Origin of the sequence: Sporosarcina highlanderae (genome assembly GCF_030433715.1) — a bacterium.
In the GTDB taxonomy this organism is placed as follows: Bacteria; Bacillota; Bacilli; order Bacillales_A; family Planococcaceae; genus Sporosarcina; species Sporosarcina highlanderae.
In genome coordinates, this window is the sequence record NZ_JAROCC010000002.1 from 180,334 (window position 1) to 196,258 (window position 15,925).

The window sequence follows — 15,925 nt, forward strand, 5'->3', positions numbered from 1 at the left end:
TTAAGGAATTTTATTTCATAAACCCTTTGTAATGCCTTTTCACAAGCTGTGATTCAAGCTGTTTCATCGTTTCAAGAGCAACCCCGACGACGATAAGCAAGCTTGTTCCTCCAATTTGAAGCGACTGTGGAAGATTCGCCAAATTGATGAAGAAGATTGGCATGATTGCAACGACAGCAAGGAAAATCGAGCCGACGAATGTCAATCTATACAAAGTGCTTGTTAAATAATTTTGTGTGTTTTGTCCAGGACGAATGCCCGGGATATAGGCGCCTTGTTTTTTCAGATTATCTGCCATATTTTCCGGATTCACCTGGATGAAAGCGTAGAAATATGTGAAAGCAAGGATTAGTGACACATAAAGGATCATACCGACCGGTTGATTGTAATCAAACGTACGTGTAATGAACTTTGTTACACTATTTTCGCCAAAGAATGTAGCTATTTGCTGTGGTGTTATGAAAAACGCCACTGCAAAGATTACCGGGATTACCCCTGCAGCATTCAATTTCAATGGCAAGTGTGTTTGTTGTCCAGCCGTTGTTTGCCCACGGCCAGTCATACGTTTTGCATACTGAATCGGGATTTTACGAAGTGCTTCTTGTACGTAAACAACTCCGACGATGACTGCCACAATGACAATCAACAACAATACCATCGTTGCAATTCGAATGAACAAAGCGTCACCTGCATCTTGAATTTGTGATGCATACAGTTGGTTTACTGCGTTTGGAATAGCTGAAACAATACCTGCGAAGATGATAATGGAAATACCATTTCCGACACCTTTCGCAGTGATCTGCTCACCAAGCCATAGCAGAAATGATGTACCGGCAGTTAAGACAATCGCAATTACCACATAAGTGGAGATCCCTTCGTCCTTTATCAACGTTCCACCAAACATTTGGTTAAAACCGAATGACATGGCAATCGCTTGAATAAAAGCGAGGATAACTGTGAAGTATCTTGTAAATTGTGCAAGCTTCCGTCTTCCAACGTCCCCTTGCTTTGACCATTCAGAGAATTTCGGAACAACATCCATCTGCAATAATTGCACAATGATGGAAGCGGTGATATAAGGCATGATTCCCATTGCAAAAATGGAGAACTGCTGTAATGCTCCACCGCCAAATGTGTTAAGTAATCCGATGAATTGGTTGTTTGTTTGTTGCAAAGCTGTTGCATCAACGTTCGGGACAGGAATGAAAGCCCCTAGTCTGAAAACGATGAGCACTAATAGTGTGAAAATGATTTTAGACCTAATATCTCTAACGCGCATAAAGTTGGAGATTGTCTGAAACATTAAATCACCTCGGCTTGCCCGCCCGCTTTCTCGATTGCTTCCTTAGCAGAAGCAGAGAATTTATGAGCTTTGACAGTAATCTTCTTCTCAAGAGTCCCATTTCCAAGAATCTTAATTCCTGATTTTTCATTGCTCACGATTCCAGTTTCAATTAGCAACTCAGGCGTAACTTCGGTACCTTCGTCAAAACGATTAAGTACGTCTAAATTCACGATTGCATATTCTTTACGATTAATGTTCGTAAATCCACGCTTCGGAAGTCTTTGGAAAAGAGGAATTTGACCACCTTCAAATCCAAGACGAACGCCACCGCCCGAACGAGCGTTTTGTCCTTTATGACCTTTACCGGAAGTTTTACCTGTACCGGAACCGATTCCACGACCAATGCGTTTACGTGCTTTACGTGCGCCTTCAGCTGGTTTCATATCGTGTAATTTCATCTTATCGGCACCTCCTTATTTCGAAAATGTGCATTATTGTTCTTTAACAGTGACTAAGTGGCTAACTTTGTTGATCATGCCACGGATTGCTACGTTGTCTTGGTGCTCGACAGTTTGATTCAACTTGCGTAAACCAAGAGCCTCAACTGTTTTACGTTGTGCCGGTTTTGCACCGATTACACTTTTCGTAAGGGTGATTTCAAGTTTGTTTGCCATTGTTATTCCCCCCTTAACCTAACAGTTCTTCGACGGATTTACCGCGCAATTTAGCAACCTCTTCAGCGCGTTTCAAATTCTTCAACCCTTCAATTGTTGCACGTACCATGTTGATTGGTGTGCTTGATCCCAAGGATTTTGAAAGGATATCCGTGATTCCTGCAAGTTCAAGTACCGCACGGACAGGTCCGCCAGCGATAACTCCTGTACCAGGCGCTGCAGGTTTGATAAGGATTTGGCCTGCACCGAAACGTCCAATAACTTCATGTGGAGTCGTTCCTTTAACTCTTGGCACTTCGATCAAGTTCTTCTTCGCATCTTCAATCGCTTTACGGATTGCATCTGGAACCTCTTGCGCTTTACCGGTTCCGAAACCAACACGGCCGTTTTTATCTCCGACAACGACAAGTGCTGTAAAGCGGAAACGACGTCCACCCTTTACCACTTTCGCTACGCGGTTGATCGTTACTACGCGTTCTTCGAATTCACTTCTATTCTGATCATTACGACGCATGAAATATGTCCCTCCTTCTTAATTAAAATTCCAGTCCATTTTCGCGTGCTGCGTCAGCAAGAGCTTTCACACGGCCGTGGAATAGGTATCCGCCACGGTCGAAAACAACCGATTTGACATCTTTTTCAACGGCTTTCTTCGCGATCAACTCGCCGATTTTAGCTGCTGCTTCGGCATTCGCCTTAGAGTCCAATTCGAACCCTTTATCCATAGTGGAAGCACTAGCAATCGTAACGCCATTTACATCATCGATTAGTTGTGCATAGATATGTTTGTTTGAACGGAATACGTTCAAGCGTGGACGCGCTGGAGTTCCGCTAATTTTCGTACGCACACGTGCGTGACGTTTTTTACGGACAGCGTTCTTATCTTGTTTCGTGATCATCGTGGTCACTCCTTCCGAATGCCTTTACGCGGCATTATTTACCTGTTTTTCCTTCTTTACGACGGATAATTTCGCCTTCGTACTTAATACCTTTACCTTTATACGGCTCTGGTGGACGTACTTGACGAATGTTCGATGCTAAAGCACCAACACGTTCTTTGTTGATACCGCGAACGATGATTTTCGTGTTAGCAGGAACTTCAACTTCGATTCCTTCTTCCGGTGTGAATTCAACCGGATGAGAGTATCCAACGTTCAACACTAGTTTATTACCTTGAAGTTGAGCACGGTACCCAACCCCAACTAATTCTAATGTACGTTCGAAACCTTTAGAAACTCCAGTCACCATGTTGTCCAATAGAGAACGTGTAGTTCCGTGGATTGAACGGTGTTCTTTCGATTCTGTCGGGCGAGTCAATGTGATAACATTGCCTTCTTGCTCGATTTTAATATCAGTATTAAATGTATTTGTAAGTTCGCCTTTAGGACCTTTAACAGTAACGTGGTTGTTATCAGCGATAGTAACTGTTACGTTTTCAGGTACCTCGATCGGGCGTTTACCAATTCGGGACATCCTATTGCACCTCCATTCAATTGTTACAGATTACCAAACGTAAGCTACGACTTCTCCGCCTACTTGTTTTGCACGTGCTTCCTTATCAGTAAGGAGACCGTTTGACGTGGATACGAGGGCGATACCAAGGCCGTTCAAAACTTTAGGTACTTCGTTCGTTTTTGCATAAACGCGAAGACCAGGTTTTGAGATACGCTTAAGACCAGTGATAACACGCTCATTGTTTTGACCATATTTAAGGAAAATGCGGATAATGCCTTGTTTGCTATCTTCCACATATTCAACATCGCGAACGAAACCTTCACGCTTTAGGATTTCAGCGATTTCTTTTTTCATGTTTGAAGCAGGTACCTCAAGCTTCTCGTGGCGAACCATGTTCGCATTACGGATGCGTGTAAGCATGTCTGCAATCGGATCACTCATTGTCATTACATTAACCTCCTTCCCAAGTTAGGGGATTACCAGCTTGCTTTTTTAACGCCAGGAATTTGTCCCTTATATGCTAGTTCTCGGAAACAAATACGGCAAAGTTTGAATTTGCGATATACGGAATGCGGACGCCCACAGCGCTCGCAACGTGTATATTCTTGAACTTTGAACTTTGGCGTACGTTTCTGTTTAACGATCATTGATTTCTTAGCCACGTTTTCGCCTCCCTTTAGTTTACTTTTGGAACGGCATGCCGAACTGCGTTAACAACTCGCGCGCTTCTTCATCGGAGTTAGCAGTCGTAACGATGACGATATCCATTCCTCTTACTTTAGATACTTTATCGTAGTCAATTTCAGGGAAAATAATCTGTTCCTTCACACCTAATGTGTAGTTACCGCGACCGTCGAATGCTTTCTTCGAAACACCTCGGAAGTCACGAACACGTGGAAGTGAAATTGAGATCAGCTTGTCCAGGAACTCGTACATACGCTCACCACGTAGTGTTACTTTCGCTCCAATCGGCATTCCTTCACGAAGACGGAATCCAGCGATTGATTTCTTCGCTTTTGTAACAACTGGCTTTTGACCGGAAATAGTAGCTAAATCTTCTACTGCCGCGTCAAGCGCTTTAGTGTTTTGAACAGCATCACCAACACCCATATTGATGACGATTTTTTCTACTTTTGGTACTTGCATTACTGAAGTATATTCAAACTTGCTCATAAGAGCAGGTGTGATTTCTTTTGAAAACTTTTCTTTTAATCGGCTCATCAGTTGGACCTCCTTTCATCCATTACTCATTTGTCCAGTGCTTCACCGGATTTTTTTGCAATACGAATCTTTTTGCCATTTTCGATTTTGTAACCTACGCGAGTCGGCTCGCCAGTTTTAGGATCGATCGGCATGACATTAGATACATGGATAGCTGCTTCTTGGCTGATAATTCCGCCTTGAGGATTAGCTTGGTTTGGTTTCGTATGTTTCTTTACGATGTTAACACCTTCAACAAGCACACGATCCTTCTTAGGGAAAGCAGCTAAGATAACTCCGGTCTTACCTTTGTCTTTTCCGGTGATGACCATAACTTTATCGCCTTTTTTAACGTGCATTTTATCGCACCTCCTTGATTGGCACTGTCATGTGATTAAAGAACTTCTGGAGCAAGTGAAATGATTTTCATGAAGTTGTTGTCGCGCAATTCGCGTGCAACTGGTCCGAAAATACGAGTTCCACGTGGGCTCTTGTCATCACGGATGATAACACATGCGTTTTCGTCGAACGTAATGTAGGAGCCATCTTTACGGCGCACTCCGCTCTTCGTACGAACGATAACAGCCTTAACGACGTCACCTTTCTTGACAACGCCACCAGGTGTTGCTTTTTTCACTGTTACAACAACTACATCACCGATATTTGCAGTCTTACGACCTGTTCCACCAAGTACTTTAATTGTTAGAACTTCACGTGCGCCTGAGTTATCGGCAACTTTCATACGGCTTTCTTGTTGAATCATTGAGGCTACCTCCTCTCGGAATTTAGTTTCCGAACGATATTAGATGATGACCGCTTTTTCGACTACTTCGATGAGGCGGAAACGTTTTGTAGCTGATAGTGGACGAGTTTCCATAATACGTACTACATCGCCGATTTTCGCTTCATTTAGTTCGTCATGGGCCTTGAATTTCTTCGAATACTTTACACGTTTGCCGTATAAAGAGTGCTTTTTATGTGTCTCTACCATTACGGTAACCGTTTTATCCATTTTGTCGGATACAACACGGCCTGTATATACTTTGCGCTGGTTACGCTCAGTCATGGCTGCAACCTCCTTCATCAGTTATTTGCACTGATCTCTCTTTGACGTATTACAGTTTTCATGCGCGCAATCGATTTGCGAACTTCACGGATGCGTGCAGTGTTTTCTAATTGTCCTGTCGCTAATTGGAAGCGAAGGTTGAAAAGCTCTTCTTTCAGTGATTTCACTTTTTGCTCGATTTCTGCAGTTGTCAAGTCACGGATTTCTTTAGCTTTCATTAGACTCACCACCAATTTCTTCTCGTTTAACAAACTTGCTCTTTACAGGCAGTTTGTGAGATGCGAGGCGAAGTGCTTCACGTGCAACTTCTTCTGACACACCTGCGATTTCAAACATTACACGACCTGGTTTCACTACTGCTACCCAGCCTTCTACAGCACCTTTACCGGAACCCATCCGGACTTCAAGAGGCTTTTTCGTATAAGGCTTATGTGGGAAGATGTTGATCCAAACTTTACCGCCACGTTTCATGTAACGTGTCATTGCGATACGAGCGGACTCGATTTGGCGGTTTGTGATCCAACCTGATTCAGTTGCTTGTAAACCGAATTGACCAAATTGCACAGATGCTCCGCCTTTTGTAGTTCCGCGCATTTTACCACGGAATACACGACGATATTTAACGCGTTTAGGCATTAACATAATTAGTTGCCTCCTTCCTCAGAGTTCTTCTTCACTGGAAGGACTTCTCCCCGGTAAATCCATACTTTAACGCCGAGCTTACCATATGTTGTGTCAGCTTCTGCGTGTGCATAGTCGATGTCTGCACGTAATGTATGAAGAGGTACAGTACCTTCACTATAGTGTTCCGCACGAGCGATGTCTGCACCGCCAAGACGTCCGGATACTTGTGTTTTGATTCCTTTTGCACCAGAACGGATAGTGCGTTGGATTGCTTGTTTTTGTGCACGACGGAAAGATACACGGCTTTCAAGTTGACGTGCGATTGATTCTGCAACCAATTTCGCGTCAAGGTCAGCACGCTTGATTTCCACAATGTTGATGTGTACACGCTTGCCAGTAATATCGTTAAGAGACTTACGAAGTGCTTCGACTTCGGAACCGCCTTTACCGATAACCATACCAGGCTTCGCAGTGTGAATTGTAATATTTACACGCTTTGCAGCACGCTCGATTTCCACTTTGGAAACTGCTGCGTCCACTAGGCGTTTTTCGACAAATTCACGGATTTTCAAGTCTTCGTGTAAAAGATTCGCATAGTCTTTTTCTGCATACCATTTCGAATCCCAGTCACGGATGATTCCAACCCGCAAACCATTAGGATGTACTTTTTGACCCACGAATTACCCCTCCTTCTTTTCGGATACCACTACAGTGATGTGGCTCGTACGTTTGTTAATCGCACTTGCACGACCTTGTGCACGTGGACGGAAACGTTTCATTGTTGGACCTTCGTCAACGAATACTTCGCTAACTACAAGATTCTCAATATCCATTTCATAGTTGTGCTCAGCGTTTGCGATAGCTGACTTCAAAACTTTTTCTACAACCGGAGATGCCGCTTTCGGCGTCAGGCGTAGAATCGCGACAGCTTCACCGATTTTCTTGCCCCGGATAAGATCAACGACCAAACGGACTTTGCGAGGAGCAATACGGACTGTGCGGGCAGTAGCTTTTGCTTGTTGCATCAGAATAACCTCCTCTCAATTAACGTCTTGTTTTCTTATCGTCTGCGCCATGACCTTTGTATGTGCGCGTAGGTACGAACTCACCAAGTTTGTGACCAACCATATCTTCAGTCACGTAAACCGGTACGTGTTTGCGTCCGTCGTATACAGCAATCGTCAAACCGATGAATGACGGGAAGATTGTAGAACGGCGAGACCAAGTTTTAATGACCTGCTTTTTTTGTGCATCTTTTTGAGCGTCGACCTTTTTCAAAAGATGATCATCTGCGAAAGGTCCTTTTTTCAAGCTGCGGCCCATGTCGGATCCTCCTTCCGTGATGACTCTGCTACGGTCCATTCATAGAACCGCAGTGTCATCACATTATTTTTTACGGCGACGAACGATAAGTTTGTCGGATTTGTTGTTTTTCTTACGAGTTTTGAAACCAAGAGTTGGTTTACCCCAAGGTGTAACTGGGCTCGGACGGCCGATTGGTGTACGTCCTTCACCACCACCGTGTGGGTGATCGTTAGGGTTCATTACAGATCCACGTACTGTCGGACGTTTGCCCAACCAGCGTGAACGACCTGCTTTACCGATGTTGATCAATTCGTGTTGTTCGTTACCAACTTGACCGATAGTAGCGCGGCAAGTTGAAAGGATCATACGAACCTCACCGGATTGTAGACGAATGATGACATATTTGCCTTCACGTCCAAGTAGTTGAGCAGAAGTACCTGCAGAACGAACTAATTGTCCGCCTTTGCCTGGTTTCAACTCGATGTTATGGATAGTTGAACCCATTGGGATATTTTCAAGTGGAAGTGAGTTTCCTACTCTGATATCCGCTTCTGGACCTGACATTACAGTCATTCCAACTTCCAAACCTTTTGGTGCAAGGATATAACGTTTTTCCCCATCAGCATAGTTGATAAGGGCAATGTTAGCAGAACGGTTCGGATCGTATTCGATCGTAGCAACGCGTCCTGGAATGCCATCTTTCCGACGTTGGAAGTCGATGACACGGTATTGGCGCTTGTGGCCTCCACCTTGGTGACGAACAGTAGTCCTACCTTGGTTGTTACGTCCGCCTTTACGCTTAAGTGGTTCAAGCAATGATTTTTCCGGCTTATCTGTTGTAATAGCAGAGAAGTCTGAAGAAGTCATGTTACGACGTCCGTTGGAGGTAGGTTTATATTTCTTAATCGCCATTTGTGTTCCCTCCTTCGTTATTTATGAATAAATTAGATCTCGAATAGTTCGATGTCTTTTGAGTCTGCAGTCAACGTTACGATCGCTTTGCGACGCTTGTTTGTGTAACCTGCATGTTTGCCCATACGTTTGAACTTACCTTTGTAGTTCTGAACGTTGACTTTTTCCACTTTTACTCCGAAGATTTCTTCGACAGCTTGCTTCACATGAGTTTTGTTCGCGCGAGTGTCAACTTCGAAAGTGTACTTTTTGAATTCCATTTGTTCTGAAGAACGCTCGGTAATGACCGGACGTTTTAGTACATCACGTGCTTCCATTAACCAAGCACCTCCTCAATTTTTTGAACTGCATCTTTAGTAACGACAAGTTTGTCATGGCCGATAAGGTCAAGAACGTTAATGCCGTTTGCTGTAACAACGCTAATTCCAGGGATGTTACGAGCAGACAATGCTACTGCTTCATCAAGGTCAGCTGTTACAAACAATGCTTTTTTATCGATTGAAAGGTCTTTAAGAACTTTCGTGAACTCTTTTGTCTTCGGTGCATCGAATGTTAGGCCATCCAATACGATGATTTCTTCATCACGCACTTTCGTAGAAAGAGCAGATAGAAGTGCCAAACGACGAACTTTCTTTGGAAGCTTGTAGCTGTAGCTTCTTTGAGTCGGTCCGAATACGATACCGCCTCCACGCCATTGTGGTGAACGGATTGAACCTTGACGTGCACGACCTGTTCCTTTTTGGCGCCATGGTTTACGGCCACCGCCGGCAACTTCCGCGCGAGTTTTAACTTTATGGTTACCTTGGCGCAACGATGCACGTTGTTGAACCAAAGCTTCGAAAAGGACTGCTTCATTTGGTTCGATTCCGAAGATTGCTTCGTTCAATTCGATTTCTCCAACTGAAGATCCTGTTTGACTTAGTACGGATACTTTTGGCATTTGTGTTTCCTCCTTCCTTTAAGAATTACTTTCCTTTGATTGCACTTTTCACTGTGACAAGTGATTTGCGCGCTCCAGGAATGTTACCTTTTACTAACAACAAGTTACGCTCAGCGTCAACTCGTACGATTTCAAGGTTTTGGATCGTTACAGTGTCTCCACCAGTACGTCCTGGCAATTTCTTACCTTTGAATACACGTTGTCCGTCAACCGCACCTAATGAACCTGGCGCACGGTGGAAACGGGAACCGTGACTCATTGGTCCGCGTGAGTAACCGTGGCGTTTAATAACACCTTGGAACCCTTTACCTTTTGATACTCCTGTAATGTCGACGATATCGCCTTCTGCGAATGTATCGACTTTGACTTCCTGACCAACCTCGTACCCAGCAACGTCTCCGCGGAATTCGCGAATGAAGCGCTTAGGTGCCGTTTCAGCTTTAGCAACGTGTCCCTTTTCAGGTTTGTTTGCAAGCTTTTCACGTTTGTCGTCGAATCCAAGCTGGATTGCTTCGTAGCCGTCTGTTTCAGCAGTCTTCTTTTGAAGAACTACGTTCGGAGCAGCTTCAATCACAGTTACTGGAATGAGATCGCCGTTTTCAGCAAAAATTTGCGTCATGCCGACTTTTCTCCCTAAGATTCCTTTGGTCATTTGTCACACCTCCTGAATTAATAGTTTTATTTTATAGATTAAAGTTTGATTTCAATGTCAACGCCAGATGGTAAATCAAGTTTCATCAACGCATCGACAGTTTGTGGTGTCGGGTTGACGATATCGATTAGACGTTTATGCGTACGCATTTCGAACTGCTCGCGCGAATCTTTGTACTTATGTACCGCACGAAGGATCGTGTAAACAGATCTTTCAGTTGGAAGAGGTATCGGACCCGATACACTTGCACCCGAACGTTTTGCTGTTTCAACAATCTTTTCAGCTGACTGATCAAGAATTCTGTGATCATATGCTTTTAAACGAATACGAATCTTCTGTTTTGCCATTATTTTCCCTCCTTTTCGCCTATTTTCTAGACATTCTCCACGGAAATTTCCCACACACATGCCATGGCAAAGCGGCCGGGTGTGTCGGCAACCTCCCGCTTCATCGCAGTCAAAGACCAACATTCAACATTATACACAATGAAAAAGAATCCCGCAACCCTTTTGGCGAAATTCTTTTTGTCGGCTTTATTATTATAATGTGATGTTACCTATATTTCAACTATTAACGAGAAAAAAGTTGAGGGAAAGTGAATAAATAAATATAGCGACGATTTAGAAGACTTGAATGATAAGTTATGTTCAATAGTGGGGATATAGAAATCCTCTGATTGAAGTCTTTATGTTTTTATAGGTAGTCTCGGAGAGTTTGTGGGTATTCATCATGCTTCCATGGGAACACATGGGGACTTTAGGAGAAGTCTTTGTGCTTTTATGAGAAGTCGCAGCAAGTCTACGGGAACTCTTTGTGGCTCTACGGGAAGTTAGATTAGTTTTACGGGAAGTCTCTACGGTTTTATGGGAACTCAGGATGATTCTACGGGAACTCTCAGGGTTTCTATGGGAACTCAGTCGACAATGTCATCTCAAATTGGATGAGTGTCATCACAAACTGGCAAAGTGTGCTCGCATCCGCAGGAAGTCTACCCGCAATTCATCAAAGTGTCATCTCACCGCACAGGTGTCCCCGCAAACTGGCAAAGTGTCCCCCCAATAATAGAAAGTGTGCCCGCATCTGCAGGAAATCTACCCGCAATTCATCAAAGTGTCCTCACACCGCGTGGGTGTACCCGCAAACTGGCAAAGCGTACCCTCAATGATAGAAAGTGTGCCCGCATTAGTCGATAGTCTACAAGCAATCAAAGGAAATCCCCTCACAATCACAAAATATATCCCCCAAACCATAAAAAAAATCCCGCACGAGTGCGGGATTTTAAAGGTTATTATTTTACGATTGTTGCTACAACGCCAGCGCCTACTGTACGGCCACCTTCACGGATTGAGAATTTAGTACCTTCTTCAATCGCGATTGGAGCGATAAGTTCAACAGTCATTTCAACGTTGTCGCCAGGCATAACCATTTCCACGCCTTCTGGAAGTTGGATGATACCAGTTACGTCAGTTGTACGGAAGTAGAACTGTGGGCGGTAGTTTGAGAAGAATGGAGTATGACGTCCACCTTCTTCTTTTGAAAGAACATAAACTTCTGATTTGAAGCTTGTGTGTGGTGTGATTGTACCTGGTTTAGCAAGTACTTGACCACGCTCGATGTCTTCACGGGATACCCCACGAAGAAGTGCACCGATGTTGTCGCCAGCTTCTGCATAGTCAAGAAGCTTACGGAACATTTCTACACCTGTAACAGTTGTAGATTTTGGCTCTTCAGTCAAACCGATGATGTCTACAACGTCACCGACTTTAACTACTCCACGCTCAACACGTCCAGTAGCAACAGTACCACGGCCAGTGATTGAGAATACGTCCTCAACAGGCATCATGAATGGTTTATCAGTATCACGTGGTGGTGTTGGGATGTACTCGTCAACAGCGTTCATAAGTTCAACGATTTTCTCTTCCCACTCAGCTTCACCTTCAAGAGCTTTTAGAGCAGAACCTTTGATGACAGGAATGTCGTCGCCAGGGAACTCGTACTCAGAAAGAAGGTCACGGATTTCCATTTCAACTAGTTCAAGAAGTTCTTCGTCGTCAACCATGTCACATTTGTTCATGAATACAACTAGGTAAGGAACACCTACTTGACGAGAAAGAAGGATGTGCTCACGAGTTTGTGGCATTGGGCCGTCAGCTGCAGATACAACTAGGATACCGCCGTCCATTTGAGCAGCACCAGTGATCATGTTTTTAACGTAGTCCGCGTGACCTGGGCAGTCAACGTGTGCGTAGTGACGTTTGTCAGTTTCGTACTCGATGTGTGAAGTATTGATCGTGATTCCACGCTCTTTTTCTTCTGGAGCGTTATCTACGTCAGCGTAAGATTTCGCTTCCCCACCCATTCTTTTTGAAAGAACTGTTGCGATTGCAGCAGTCAAAGTTGTTTTACCATGGTCAACGTGACCGATTGTACCAACGTTAGCGTGCTCCTTGGAGCGGTCGAATTTTGCTTTAGCCATTGTGGAATTCCTCCTTAAAATATGAATGTTTTATTATTTATAGGTATGGAAGCTGAGGTAATATTCCCCCAACTAACCATATCTTACAAGTAATCACTGAAGTAAACAAGGATGAATTTTATTATTCACCTTTATTTTTCTTAATGACTTCTTCTGAAATTGATTTCGGAACGTCTTCGTAGTGATCGAATGTCATGGAGAATACTCCGCGACCTTGTGTATTCGAACGAAGTGAAGTTGCGTAACCGAACATTTCTGCAAGTGGAACCATCGCGCGGACAACTTGTGCGTTACCGCGTGCATCCATACCTTCTACGCGACCACGACGTGATGTAATATCACCCATGATGTCACCCATGTATTCTTCAGGGATGATGACTTCAACTTTCATCATTGGCTCAAGAAGTACCGGGTTACATTTCGCAGCGGCATTTTTAAGTGCCATAGAAGCAGCGATTTTGAACGCCATCTCGTTGGAGTCAACGTCATGGTAAGAACCGTCGAATAGACGAGCCTTCACGTCGATCAACGGATAGCCTGCAATAACACCGTTGTTCAGGGAGTCACGAACACCCGCTTCAACGGATCCGATATACTCACGAGGAACAACTCCACCAACGACAGCGTTGATGAATTCGAATCCTTTTCCTTCTTCGTTCGGAGAGAACTCGATCCAAACGTGACCATATTGACCACGACCACCTGATTGGCGGACGAACTTCCCTTCAACTTCCGCAGAAGAACGGAATGTTTCACGGTAAGAAACTTGTGGTGCACCTACGTTTGCATCTACCTTGAACTCACGACGTAGACGGTCAACAATGATATCAAGGTGAAGTTCACCCATACCAGCGATGATGACTTCGCCTGTTTCTTGGTCAGTGTGCGCACGGAAAGTCGGGTCTTCCTCTTGCAATTTCGCAAGGGCGTTACCCATCTTATCTTGGTCACCTTTAGTTTTTGGTTCAATTGCAACAGAGATAACCGGTTCTGGGAATTCCATGGACTCAAGGATGATTGGTGCTTTGTCGTCACAAAGCGTATCACCTGTTCCTGTATCTTTCAAACCGACTGCAGCTGCAATTTCACCAGAATGAACTTCAGCAATTTCTTCACGGGAGTTCGCGTGCATTTGTAGGATACGTCCTACACGCTCACGCTTGCCTTTTGTAGAGTTCAAGACATATGAACCCGATTGAAGGACTCCAGAATAAACACGGAAGAATGTAAGCTTACCAACGTAAGGATCAGTCATAACTTTGAATGCAAGAGCAGAGAACGGCTCTTCGTCGCTGGAATGACGTTCTTCTTCTTCTTCAGTGTCCGGATTTACACCCGTCATTGCTGCAATATCAAGTGGTGATGGCAAGTAGTCGACGACAGCGTCAAGTACAAGCTGAACACCTTTGTTTTTAAATGCAGTACCACAAACAACTGGGTAGAATTCTACCGCAAGAGTTGCTTTACGGATAGCAGTTTTGATTTCTTGAACTGTAAGTTCTTCTCCGCCAAGGTATTTCTCCATAAGATCTTCATCGAAATCAACAACAGCTTCGATTAGTTTCTCACGGTACTCTTCAGCTTGTGCACGATATTCTTCAGGAATTTCCTCGACAGATGTATCTGTACCAAGGTCATTACCGTACATTGTAGCTTTCATCTCGACTAAGTCGATGATTCCGCTAAATGCATCTTCAGCACCGATCGGCAATTGGATCGGATGTGCGTTCGCTTGAAGACGGTCATGTAGTGTGCCTACAGAATAAAGGAAATCTGCACCTGTCTTGTCCATCTTGTTGATGAATACAAGACGTGGTACGCCATAAGTAGTAGCCTGACGCCAAACTGTTTCAGTTTGCGGCTCAACACCTGATTGAGCATCAAGAACTGTTACAGCACCGTCAAGCACACGTAGGGAACGTTCAACCTCAACTGTGAAGTCCACGTGTCCCGGTGTGTCGATGATGTTTACACGATGGCCTTTCCATGCAGCTGTTGTCGCAGCAGATGTGATCGTGATTCCACGCTCTTGCTCCTGCTCCATCCAGTCCATTTGGGAAGCACCTTCGTGAGTCTCTCCGATTTTATGGATTTTACCTGTGTAAAAAAGGATCCGCTCAGTCGTCGTTGTTTTACCAGCATCGATGTGAGCCATGATACCAATGTTACGAGTATTCTCTAAGGAGAACTCTCTAGCCATATTGTATATCTCCTTCCGTTTCGGATTAAGGTGACAATCTATCGTGTACCGGCAATAGCCGGTAGCTATTATCTTTATTCAGCTGGAACTCGGACACCTGTTAGACAGATGTCAAGATTCTTTCGCTGAATAAAGATAAACCTTTCGATCTTACCAACGATAGTGAGCGAATGCTTTGTTGGCTTCAGCCATTTTATGCATTTCTTCACGACGTTTTACAGATGCACCTGTGTTGTTGGATGCGTCAAGGATTTCATTCGCAAGACGTTCCTCCATTGTTTTCTCACCACGTGTGCGTGAGTAGTTCACAAGGTAACGTAATCCGAGAGTTGTACGACGTTCAGGACGAACTTCAACCGGAACTTGATAGTTTGCACCACCGACACGGCGAGCACGTACTTCAAGTACAGGCATTACGTTGTTCAATGCCGCTTCAAATACTTCTAATGGATCCTTACCAGAACGTTCTTTAACAAGTTCAAACGCACCATAGAGGATTTTTTGAGATGTACCTTTTTTACCGTCAACCATCATTTTGTTGATGAGACGTGTTACAAGCTTGGAATTGTAAATTGGATCCGGTAATACGTCGCGTTTTGCAACAGGACCTTTACGAGGCATATTGTTTTCCTCCTTTCGAAATGATCATTCCGTTATTAGTTTTTCTTTGCTTTAGGTTTTTTCGCACCGTATTGTGAACGGCTTTGCATACGGCCAGTAACTCCAGCAGTATCAAGCGCACCACGAACGATATGGTAACGAACACCCGGTAAGTCTTTTACACGTCCTCCGCGGATAAGAACAACGCTGTGCTCTTGAAGGTTGTGACCTTCACCAGGGATATATGCGTTAACTTCCAAAGTATTTGTCAAACGAACACGCGCATATTTACGAAGAGCCGAGTTTGGTTTCTTCGGAGTCATTGTACCAACACGAGTACAAACACCTCTTTTTTGTGGCGAGTTAACGTTAGTCATTGACTTTTTGAAGCTGTTATAGCTTTTACCAAGTGCTGGTGCCTTAGAAGTGTCCGACTTCGATTTACGAGGTTTGCGGACTAATTGGTTAATTGTAGGCATCGGATTTTCCTCCTTTCATTGTGCTTTTAGTAAGACCACACATCCAGGTGGTTCATT

Annotated in this window: 26 protein-coding genes; all 26 read right to left on the minus strand. The window is 44.1% G+C overall.

Annotated elements, in window-relative coordinates; all coding sequences use genetic code 11:
- Positions 1-10 precede the first annotated feature (10 nt).
- The gene (secY, locus tag P5G49_RS03365; protein WP_301242052.1) at positions 11-1,303 is read right to left on the minus strand and encodes a preprotein translocase subunit SecY; all 1,293 of its coding nucleotides are present in this window, start codon (positions 1,301-1,303) and stop codon (positions 11-13) included.
- Positions 1,303-1,743: a 50S ribosomal protein L15 gene (gene rplO / locus P5G49_RS03370; RefSeq protein ID WP_060203448.1), complete on the minus strand. Its 441-nt coding sequence runs from the start codon at positions 1,741-1,743 to the stop codon at positions 1,303-1,305. Before rplO ends, secY begins: the two co-directional genes overlap by 1 nt.
- 33 nt (positions 1,744-1,776) lie before the next feature.
- Positions 1,777-1,959, minus strand: a complete 183-nt coding sequence (gene rpmD, locus P5G49_RS03375) for a 50S ribosomal protein L30 (RefSeq protein WP_060203446.1) — start codon at positions 1,957-1,959, stop codon at positions 1,777-1,779.
- 13 nt (positions 1,960-1,972) lie between these two features.
- The gene (rpsE, locus tag P5G49_RS03380; RefSeq protein ID WP_301242053.1) at positions 1,973-2,473 is read right to left on the minus strand and encodes a 30S ribosomal protein S5; all 501 of its coding nucleotides are present in this window, start codon (positions 2,471-2,473) and stop codon (positions 1,973-1,975) included.
- Positions 2,474-2,495: 22 nt separating this feature from the next.
- Positions 2,496-2,858 carry a 50S ribosomal protein L18 gene (rplR, locus tag P5G49_RS03385; protein WP_301242054.1) on the minus strand — a complete coding sequence of 121 codons (363 nt, stop codon included), beginning with the start codon at positions 2,856-2,858 and terminating at the stop codon, positions 2,496-2,498.
- Between the two features lie 34 nt (positions 2,859-2,892).
- Positions 2,893-3,432 (minus strand): 50S ribosomal protein L6, encoded by a 540-nt coding sequence (rplF, locus tag P5G49_RS03390; RefSeq protein WP_301242055.1) that lies wholly within the window; start codon positions 3,430-3,432, stop codon positions 2,893-2,895.
- Between the two features lie 30 nt (positions 3,433-3,462).
- Positions 3,463-3,861 carry a 30S ribosomal protein S8 gene (rpsH, locus tag P5G49_RS03395; protein WP_147057440.1) on the minus strand — a complete coding sequence of 133 codons (399 nt, stop codon included), beginning with the start codon at positions 3,859-3,861 and terminating at the stop codon, positions 3,463-3,465.
- A gap of 29 nt (positions 3,862-3,890) precedes the next feature.
- A complete protein-coding gene (rpsN, locus tag P5G49_RS03400) occupies positions 3,891-4,076 on the minus strand; it encodes a 30S ribosomal protein S14 (protein WP_066366377.1) in 186 nt (61 codons plus the stop codon).
- A 19-nt stretch (positions 4,077-4,095) separates the two neighbouring features.
- The gene (rplE, locus tag P5G49_RS03405; protein ID WP_301242056.1) at positions 4,096-4,635 is read right to left on the minus strand and encodes a 50S ribosomal protein L5; all 540 of its coding nucleotides are present in this window, start codon (positions 4,633-4,635) and stop codon (positions 4,096-4,098) included.
- 26 nt (positions 4,636-4,661) lie between these two features.
- A complete protein-coding gene (rplX, locus tag P5G49_RS03410) occupies positions 4,662-4,973 on the minus strand; it encodes a 50S ribosomal protein L24 (protein WP_147057444.1) in 312 nt (103 codons plus the stop codon).
- A gap of 35 nt (positions 4,974-5,008) precedes the next feature.
- Entirely contained in the window at positions 5,009-5,377 is a 369-nt protein-coding gene (rplN, locus tag P5G49_RS03415; RefSeq protein ID WP_239430258.1) for a 50S ribosomal protein L14, read from the minus strand.
- Between the two features lie 39 nt (positions 5,378-5,416).
- Positions 5,417-5,680, minus strand: a complete 264-nt coding sequence (gene rpsQ, locus P5G49_RS03420; RefSeq protein WP_147057446.1) for a 30S ribosomal protein S17 — start codon at positions 5,678-5,680, stop codon at positions 5,417-5,419.
- Positions 5,681-5,697: 17 nt separating this feature from the next.
- Positions 5,698-5,898, minus strand: a complete 201-nt coding sequence (rpmC, locus tag P5G49_RS03425; RefSeq protein WP_009499049.1) for a 50S ribosomal protein L29 — start codon at positions 5,896-5,898, stop codon at positions 5,698-5,700.
- Positions 5,888-6,322 (minus strand): 50S ribosomal protein L16, encoded by a 435-nt coding sequence (gene rplP / locus P5G49_RS03430; protein ID WP_301242057.1) that lies wholly within the window; start codon positions 6,320-6,322, stop codon positions 5,888-5,890. The genes rpmC and rplP overlap by 11 nt, the downstream gene beginning before the upstream one ends.
- A 2-nt stretch (positions 6,323-6,324) precedes the next feature.
- The gene (rpsC, locus tag P5G49_RS03435; protein ID WP_283733648.1) at positions 6,325-6,981 is read right to left on the minus strand and encodes a 30S ribosomal protein S3; all 657 of its coding nucleotides are present in this window, start codon (positions 6,979-6,981) and stop codon (positions 6,325-6,327) included.
- A gap of 3 nt (positions 6,982-6,984) precedes the next feature.
- Positions 6,985-7,329: a 50S ribosomal protein L22 gene (gene rplV / locus P5G49_RS03440; RefSeq protein WP_301242058.1), complete on the minus strand. Its 345-nt coding sequence runs from the start codon at positions 7,327-7,329 to the stop codon at positions 6,985-6,987.
- 19 nt (positions 7,330-7,348) lie between these two features.
- On the minus strand, positions 7,349-7,627 hold the full coding sequence (gene rpsS, locus P5G49_RS03445) for a 30S ribosomal protein S19 (RefSeq protein WP_147057454.1): 279 nt from the start codon (positions 7,625-7,627) through the stop codon (positions 7,349-7,351).
- A gap of 63 nt (positions 7,628-7,690) precedes the next feature.
- The gene (gene rplB / locus P5G49_RS03450; protein WP_301242059.1) at positions 7,691-8,521 is read right to left on the minus strand and encodes a 50S ribosomal protein L2; all 831 of its coding nucleotides are present in this window, start codon (positions 8,519-8,521) and stop codon (positions 7,691-7,693) included.
- Between the two features lie 32 nt (positions 8,522-8,553).
- Positions 8,554-8,838, minus strand: a complete 285-nt coding sequence (gene rplW, locus P5G49_RS03455) for a 50S ribosomal protein L23 (RefSeq protein WP_301242060.1) — start codon at positions 8,836-8,838, stop codon at positions 8,554-8,556.
- Positions 8,838-9,461 (minus strand): 50S ribosomal protein L4, encoded by a 624-nt coding sequence (rplD, locus tag P5G49_RS03460; protein ID WP_301242061.1) that lies wholly within the window; start codon positions 9,459-9,461, stop codon positions 8,838-8,840. Before rplD ends, rplW begins: the two co-directional genes overlap by 1 nt.
- A 25-nt stretch (positions 9,462-9,486) precedes the next feature.
- Positions 9,487-10,113 (minus strand): 50S ribosomal protein L3, encoded by a 627-nt coding sequence (gene rplC / locus P5G49_RS03465; protein WP_301242062.1) that lies wholly within the window; start codon positions 10,111-10,113, stop codon positions 9,487-9,489.
- A 38-nt stretch (positions 10,114-10,151) separates the two neighbouring features.
- Positions 10,152-10,460: a 30S ribosomal protein S10 gene (gene rpsJ / locus P5G49_RS03470; RefSeq protein WP_042478628.1), complete on the minus strand. Its 309-nt coding sequence runs from the start codon at positions 10,458-10,460 to the stop codon at positions 10,152-10,154.
- Between the two features lie 941 nt (positions 10,461-11,401).
- Positions 11,402-12,589, minus strand: coding sequence for an elongation factor Tu (gene tuf, locus P5G49_RS03475; RefSeq protein WP_301242063.1), 1,188 nt, complete (start codon positions 12,587-12,589; stop codon positions 11,402-11,404).
- Positions 12,590-12,710: 121 nt separating this feature from the next.
- A complete protein-coding gene (fusA, locus tag P5G49_RS03480) occupies positions 12,711-14,789 on the minus strand; it encodes an elongation factor G (protein WP_301242064.1) in 2,079 nt (692 codons plus the stop codon).
- 150 nt (positions 14,790-14,939) lie between these two features.
- Complete coding sequence (gene rpsG / locus P5G49_RS03485) at positions 14,940-15,410, minus strand: 30S ribosomal protein S7 (protein ID WP_147057469.1); 471 nt, start codon at positions 15,408-15,410, stop codon at positions 14,940-14,942.
- A 35-nt stretch (positions 15,411-15,445) separates the two neighbouring features.
- On the minus strand, positions 15,446-15,868 hold the full coding sequence (gene rpsL, locus P5G49_RS03490) for a 30S ribosomal protein S12 (protein ID WP_301242065.1): 423 nt from the start codon (positions 15,866-15,868) through the stop codon (positions 15,446-15,448).
- Between the last annotated feature and the right edge of the window lie 57 nt (positions 15,869-15,925).

What these genes read in the sequence shown, in the direction of transcription:
- rpsG (WP_147057469.1), bottom strand. Translation starts at nt 15,410, where the DNA reads ATGCCTCGTAAAGGTCCTGTTGCAAAACGCGACGTATTACCGGATCCA.
- rplP (WP_301242057.1), bottom strand. Translation starts at nt 6,322, where the DNA reads ATGTTAATGCCTAAACGCGTTAAATATCGTCGTGTATTCCGTGGTAAA.
- rpmD (WP_060203446.1), bottom strand. Translation starts at nt 1,959, where the DNA reads ATGGCAAACAAACTTGAAATCACCCTTACGAAAAGTGTAATCGGTGCA.
- rpsS (WP_147057454.1), bottom strand. Translation starts at nt 7,627, where the DNA reads ATGGGCCGCAGCTTGAAAAAAGGACCTTTCGCAGATGATCATCTTTTG.
- rpsL (WP_301242065.1), bottom strand. Translation starts at nt 15,868, where the DNA reads ATGCCTACAATTAACCAATTAGTCCGCAAACCTCGTAAATCGAAGTCG.
- rpsH (WP_147057440.1), bottom strand. Translation starts at nt 3,861, where the DNA reads ATGACAATGAGTGATCCGATTGCAGACATGCTTACACGCATCCGTAAT.
- rpmC (WP_009499049.1), bottom strand. Translation starts at nt 5,898, where the DNA reads ATGAAAGCTAAAGAAATCCGTGACTTGACAACTGCAGAAATCGAGCAA.
- secY (WP_301242052.1), bottom strand. Translation starts at nt 1,303, where the DNA reads ATGTTTCAGACAATCTCCAACTTTATGCGCGTTAGAGATATTAGGTCT.
- rpsJ (WP_042478628.1), bottom strand. Translation starts at nt 10,460, where the DNA reads ATGGCAAAACAGAAGATTCGTATTCGTTTAAAAGCATATGATCACAGA.
- tuf (WP_301242063.1), bottom strand. Translation starts at nt 12,589, where the DNA reads ATGGCTAAAGCAAAATTCGACCGCTCCAAGGAGCACGCTAACGTTGGT.
- fusA (WP_301242064.1), bottom strand. Translation starts at nt 14,789, where the DNA reads ATGGCTAGAGAGTTCTCCTTAGAGAATACTCGTAACATTGGTATCATG.
- rplD (WP_301242061.1), bottom strand. Translation starts at nt 9,461, where the DNA reads ATGCCAAAAGTATCCGTACTAAGTCAAACAGGATCTTCAGTTGGAGAA.
- rplB (WP_301242059.1), bottom strand. Translation starts at nt 8,521, where the DNA reads ATGGCGATTAAGAAATATAAACCTACCTCCAACGGACGTCGTAACATG.
- rplW (WP_301242060.1), bottom strand. Translation starts at nt 8,838, where the DNA reads ATGGAAGCACGTGATGTACTAAAACGTCCGGTCATTACCGAGCGTTCT.
- rplF (WP_301242055.1), bottom strand. Translation starts at nt 3,432, where the DNA reads ATGTCCCGAATTGGTAAACGCCCGATCGAGGTACCTGAAAACGTAACA.
- rplO (WP_060203448.1), bottom strand. Translation starts at nt 1,743, where the DNA reads ATGAAATTACACGATATGAAACCAGCTGAAGGCGCACGTAAAGCACGT.
- rplN (WP_239430258.1), bottom strand. Translation starts at nt 5,377, where the DNA reads ATGATTCAACAAGAAAGCCGTATGAAAGTTGCCGATAACTCAGGCGCA.
- rpsE (WP_301242053.1), bottom strand. Translation starts at nt 2,473, where the DNA reads ATGCGTCGTAATGATCAGAATAGAAGTGAATTCGAAGAACGCGTAGTA.
- rplX (WP_147057444.1), bottom strand. Translation starts at nt 4,973, where the DNA reads ATGCACGTTAAAAAAGGCGATAAAGTTATGGTCATCACCGGAAAAGAC.
- rplE (WP_301242056.1), bottom strand. Translation starts at nt 4,635, where the DNA reads ATGAGCCGATTAAAAGAAAAGTTTTCAAAAGAAATCACACCTGCTCTT.
- rpsQ (WP_147057446.1), bottom strand. Translation starts at nt 5,680, where the DNA reads ATGACTGAGCGTAACCAGCGCAAAGTATATACAGGCCGTGTTGTATCC.
- rplV (WP_301242058.1), bottom strand. Translation starts at nt 7,329, where the DNA reads ATGCAACAAGCAAAAGCTACTGCCCGCACAGTCCGTATTGCTCCTCGC.
- rplC (WP_301242062.1), bottom strand. Translation starts at nt 10,113, where the DNA reads ATGACCAAAGGAATCTTAGGGAGAAAAGTCGGCATGACGCAAATTTTT.
- rplR (WP_301242054.1), bottom strand. Translation starts at nt 2,858, where the DNA reads ATGATCACGAAACAAGATAAGAACGCTGTCCGTAAAAAACGTCACGCA.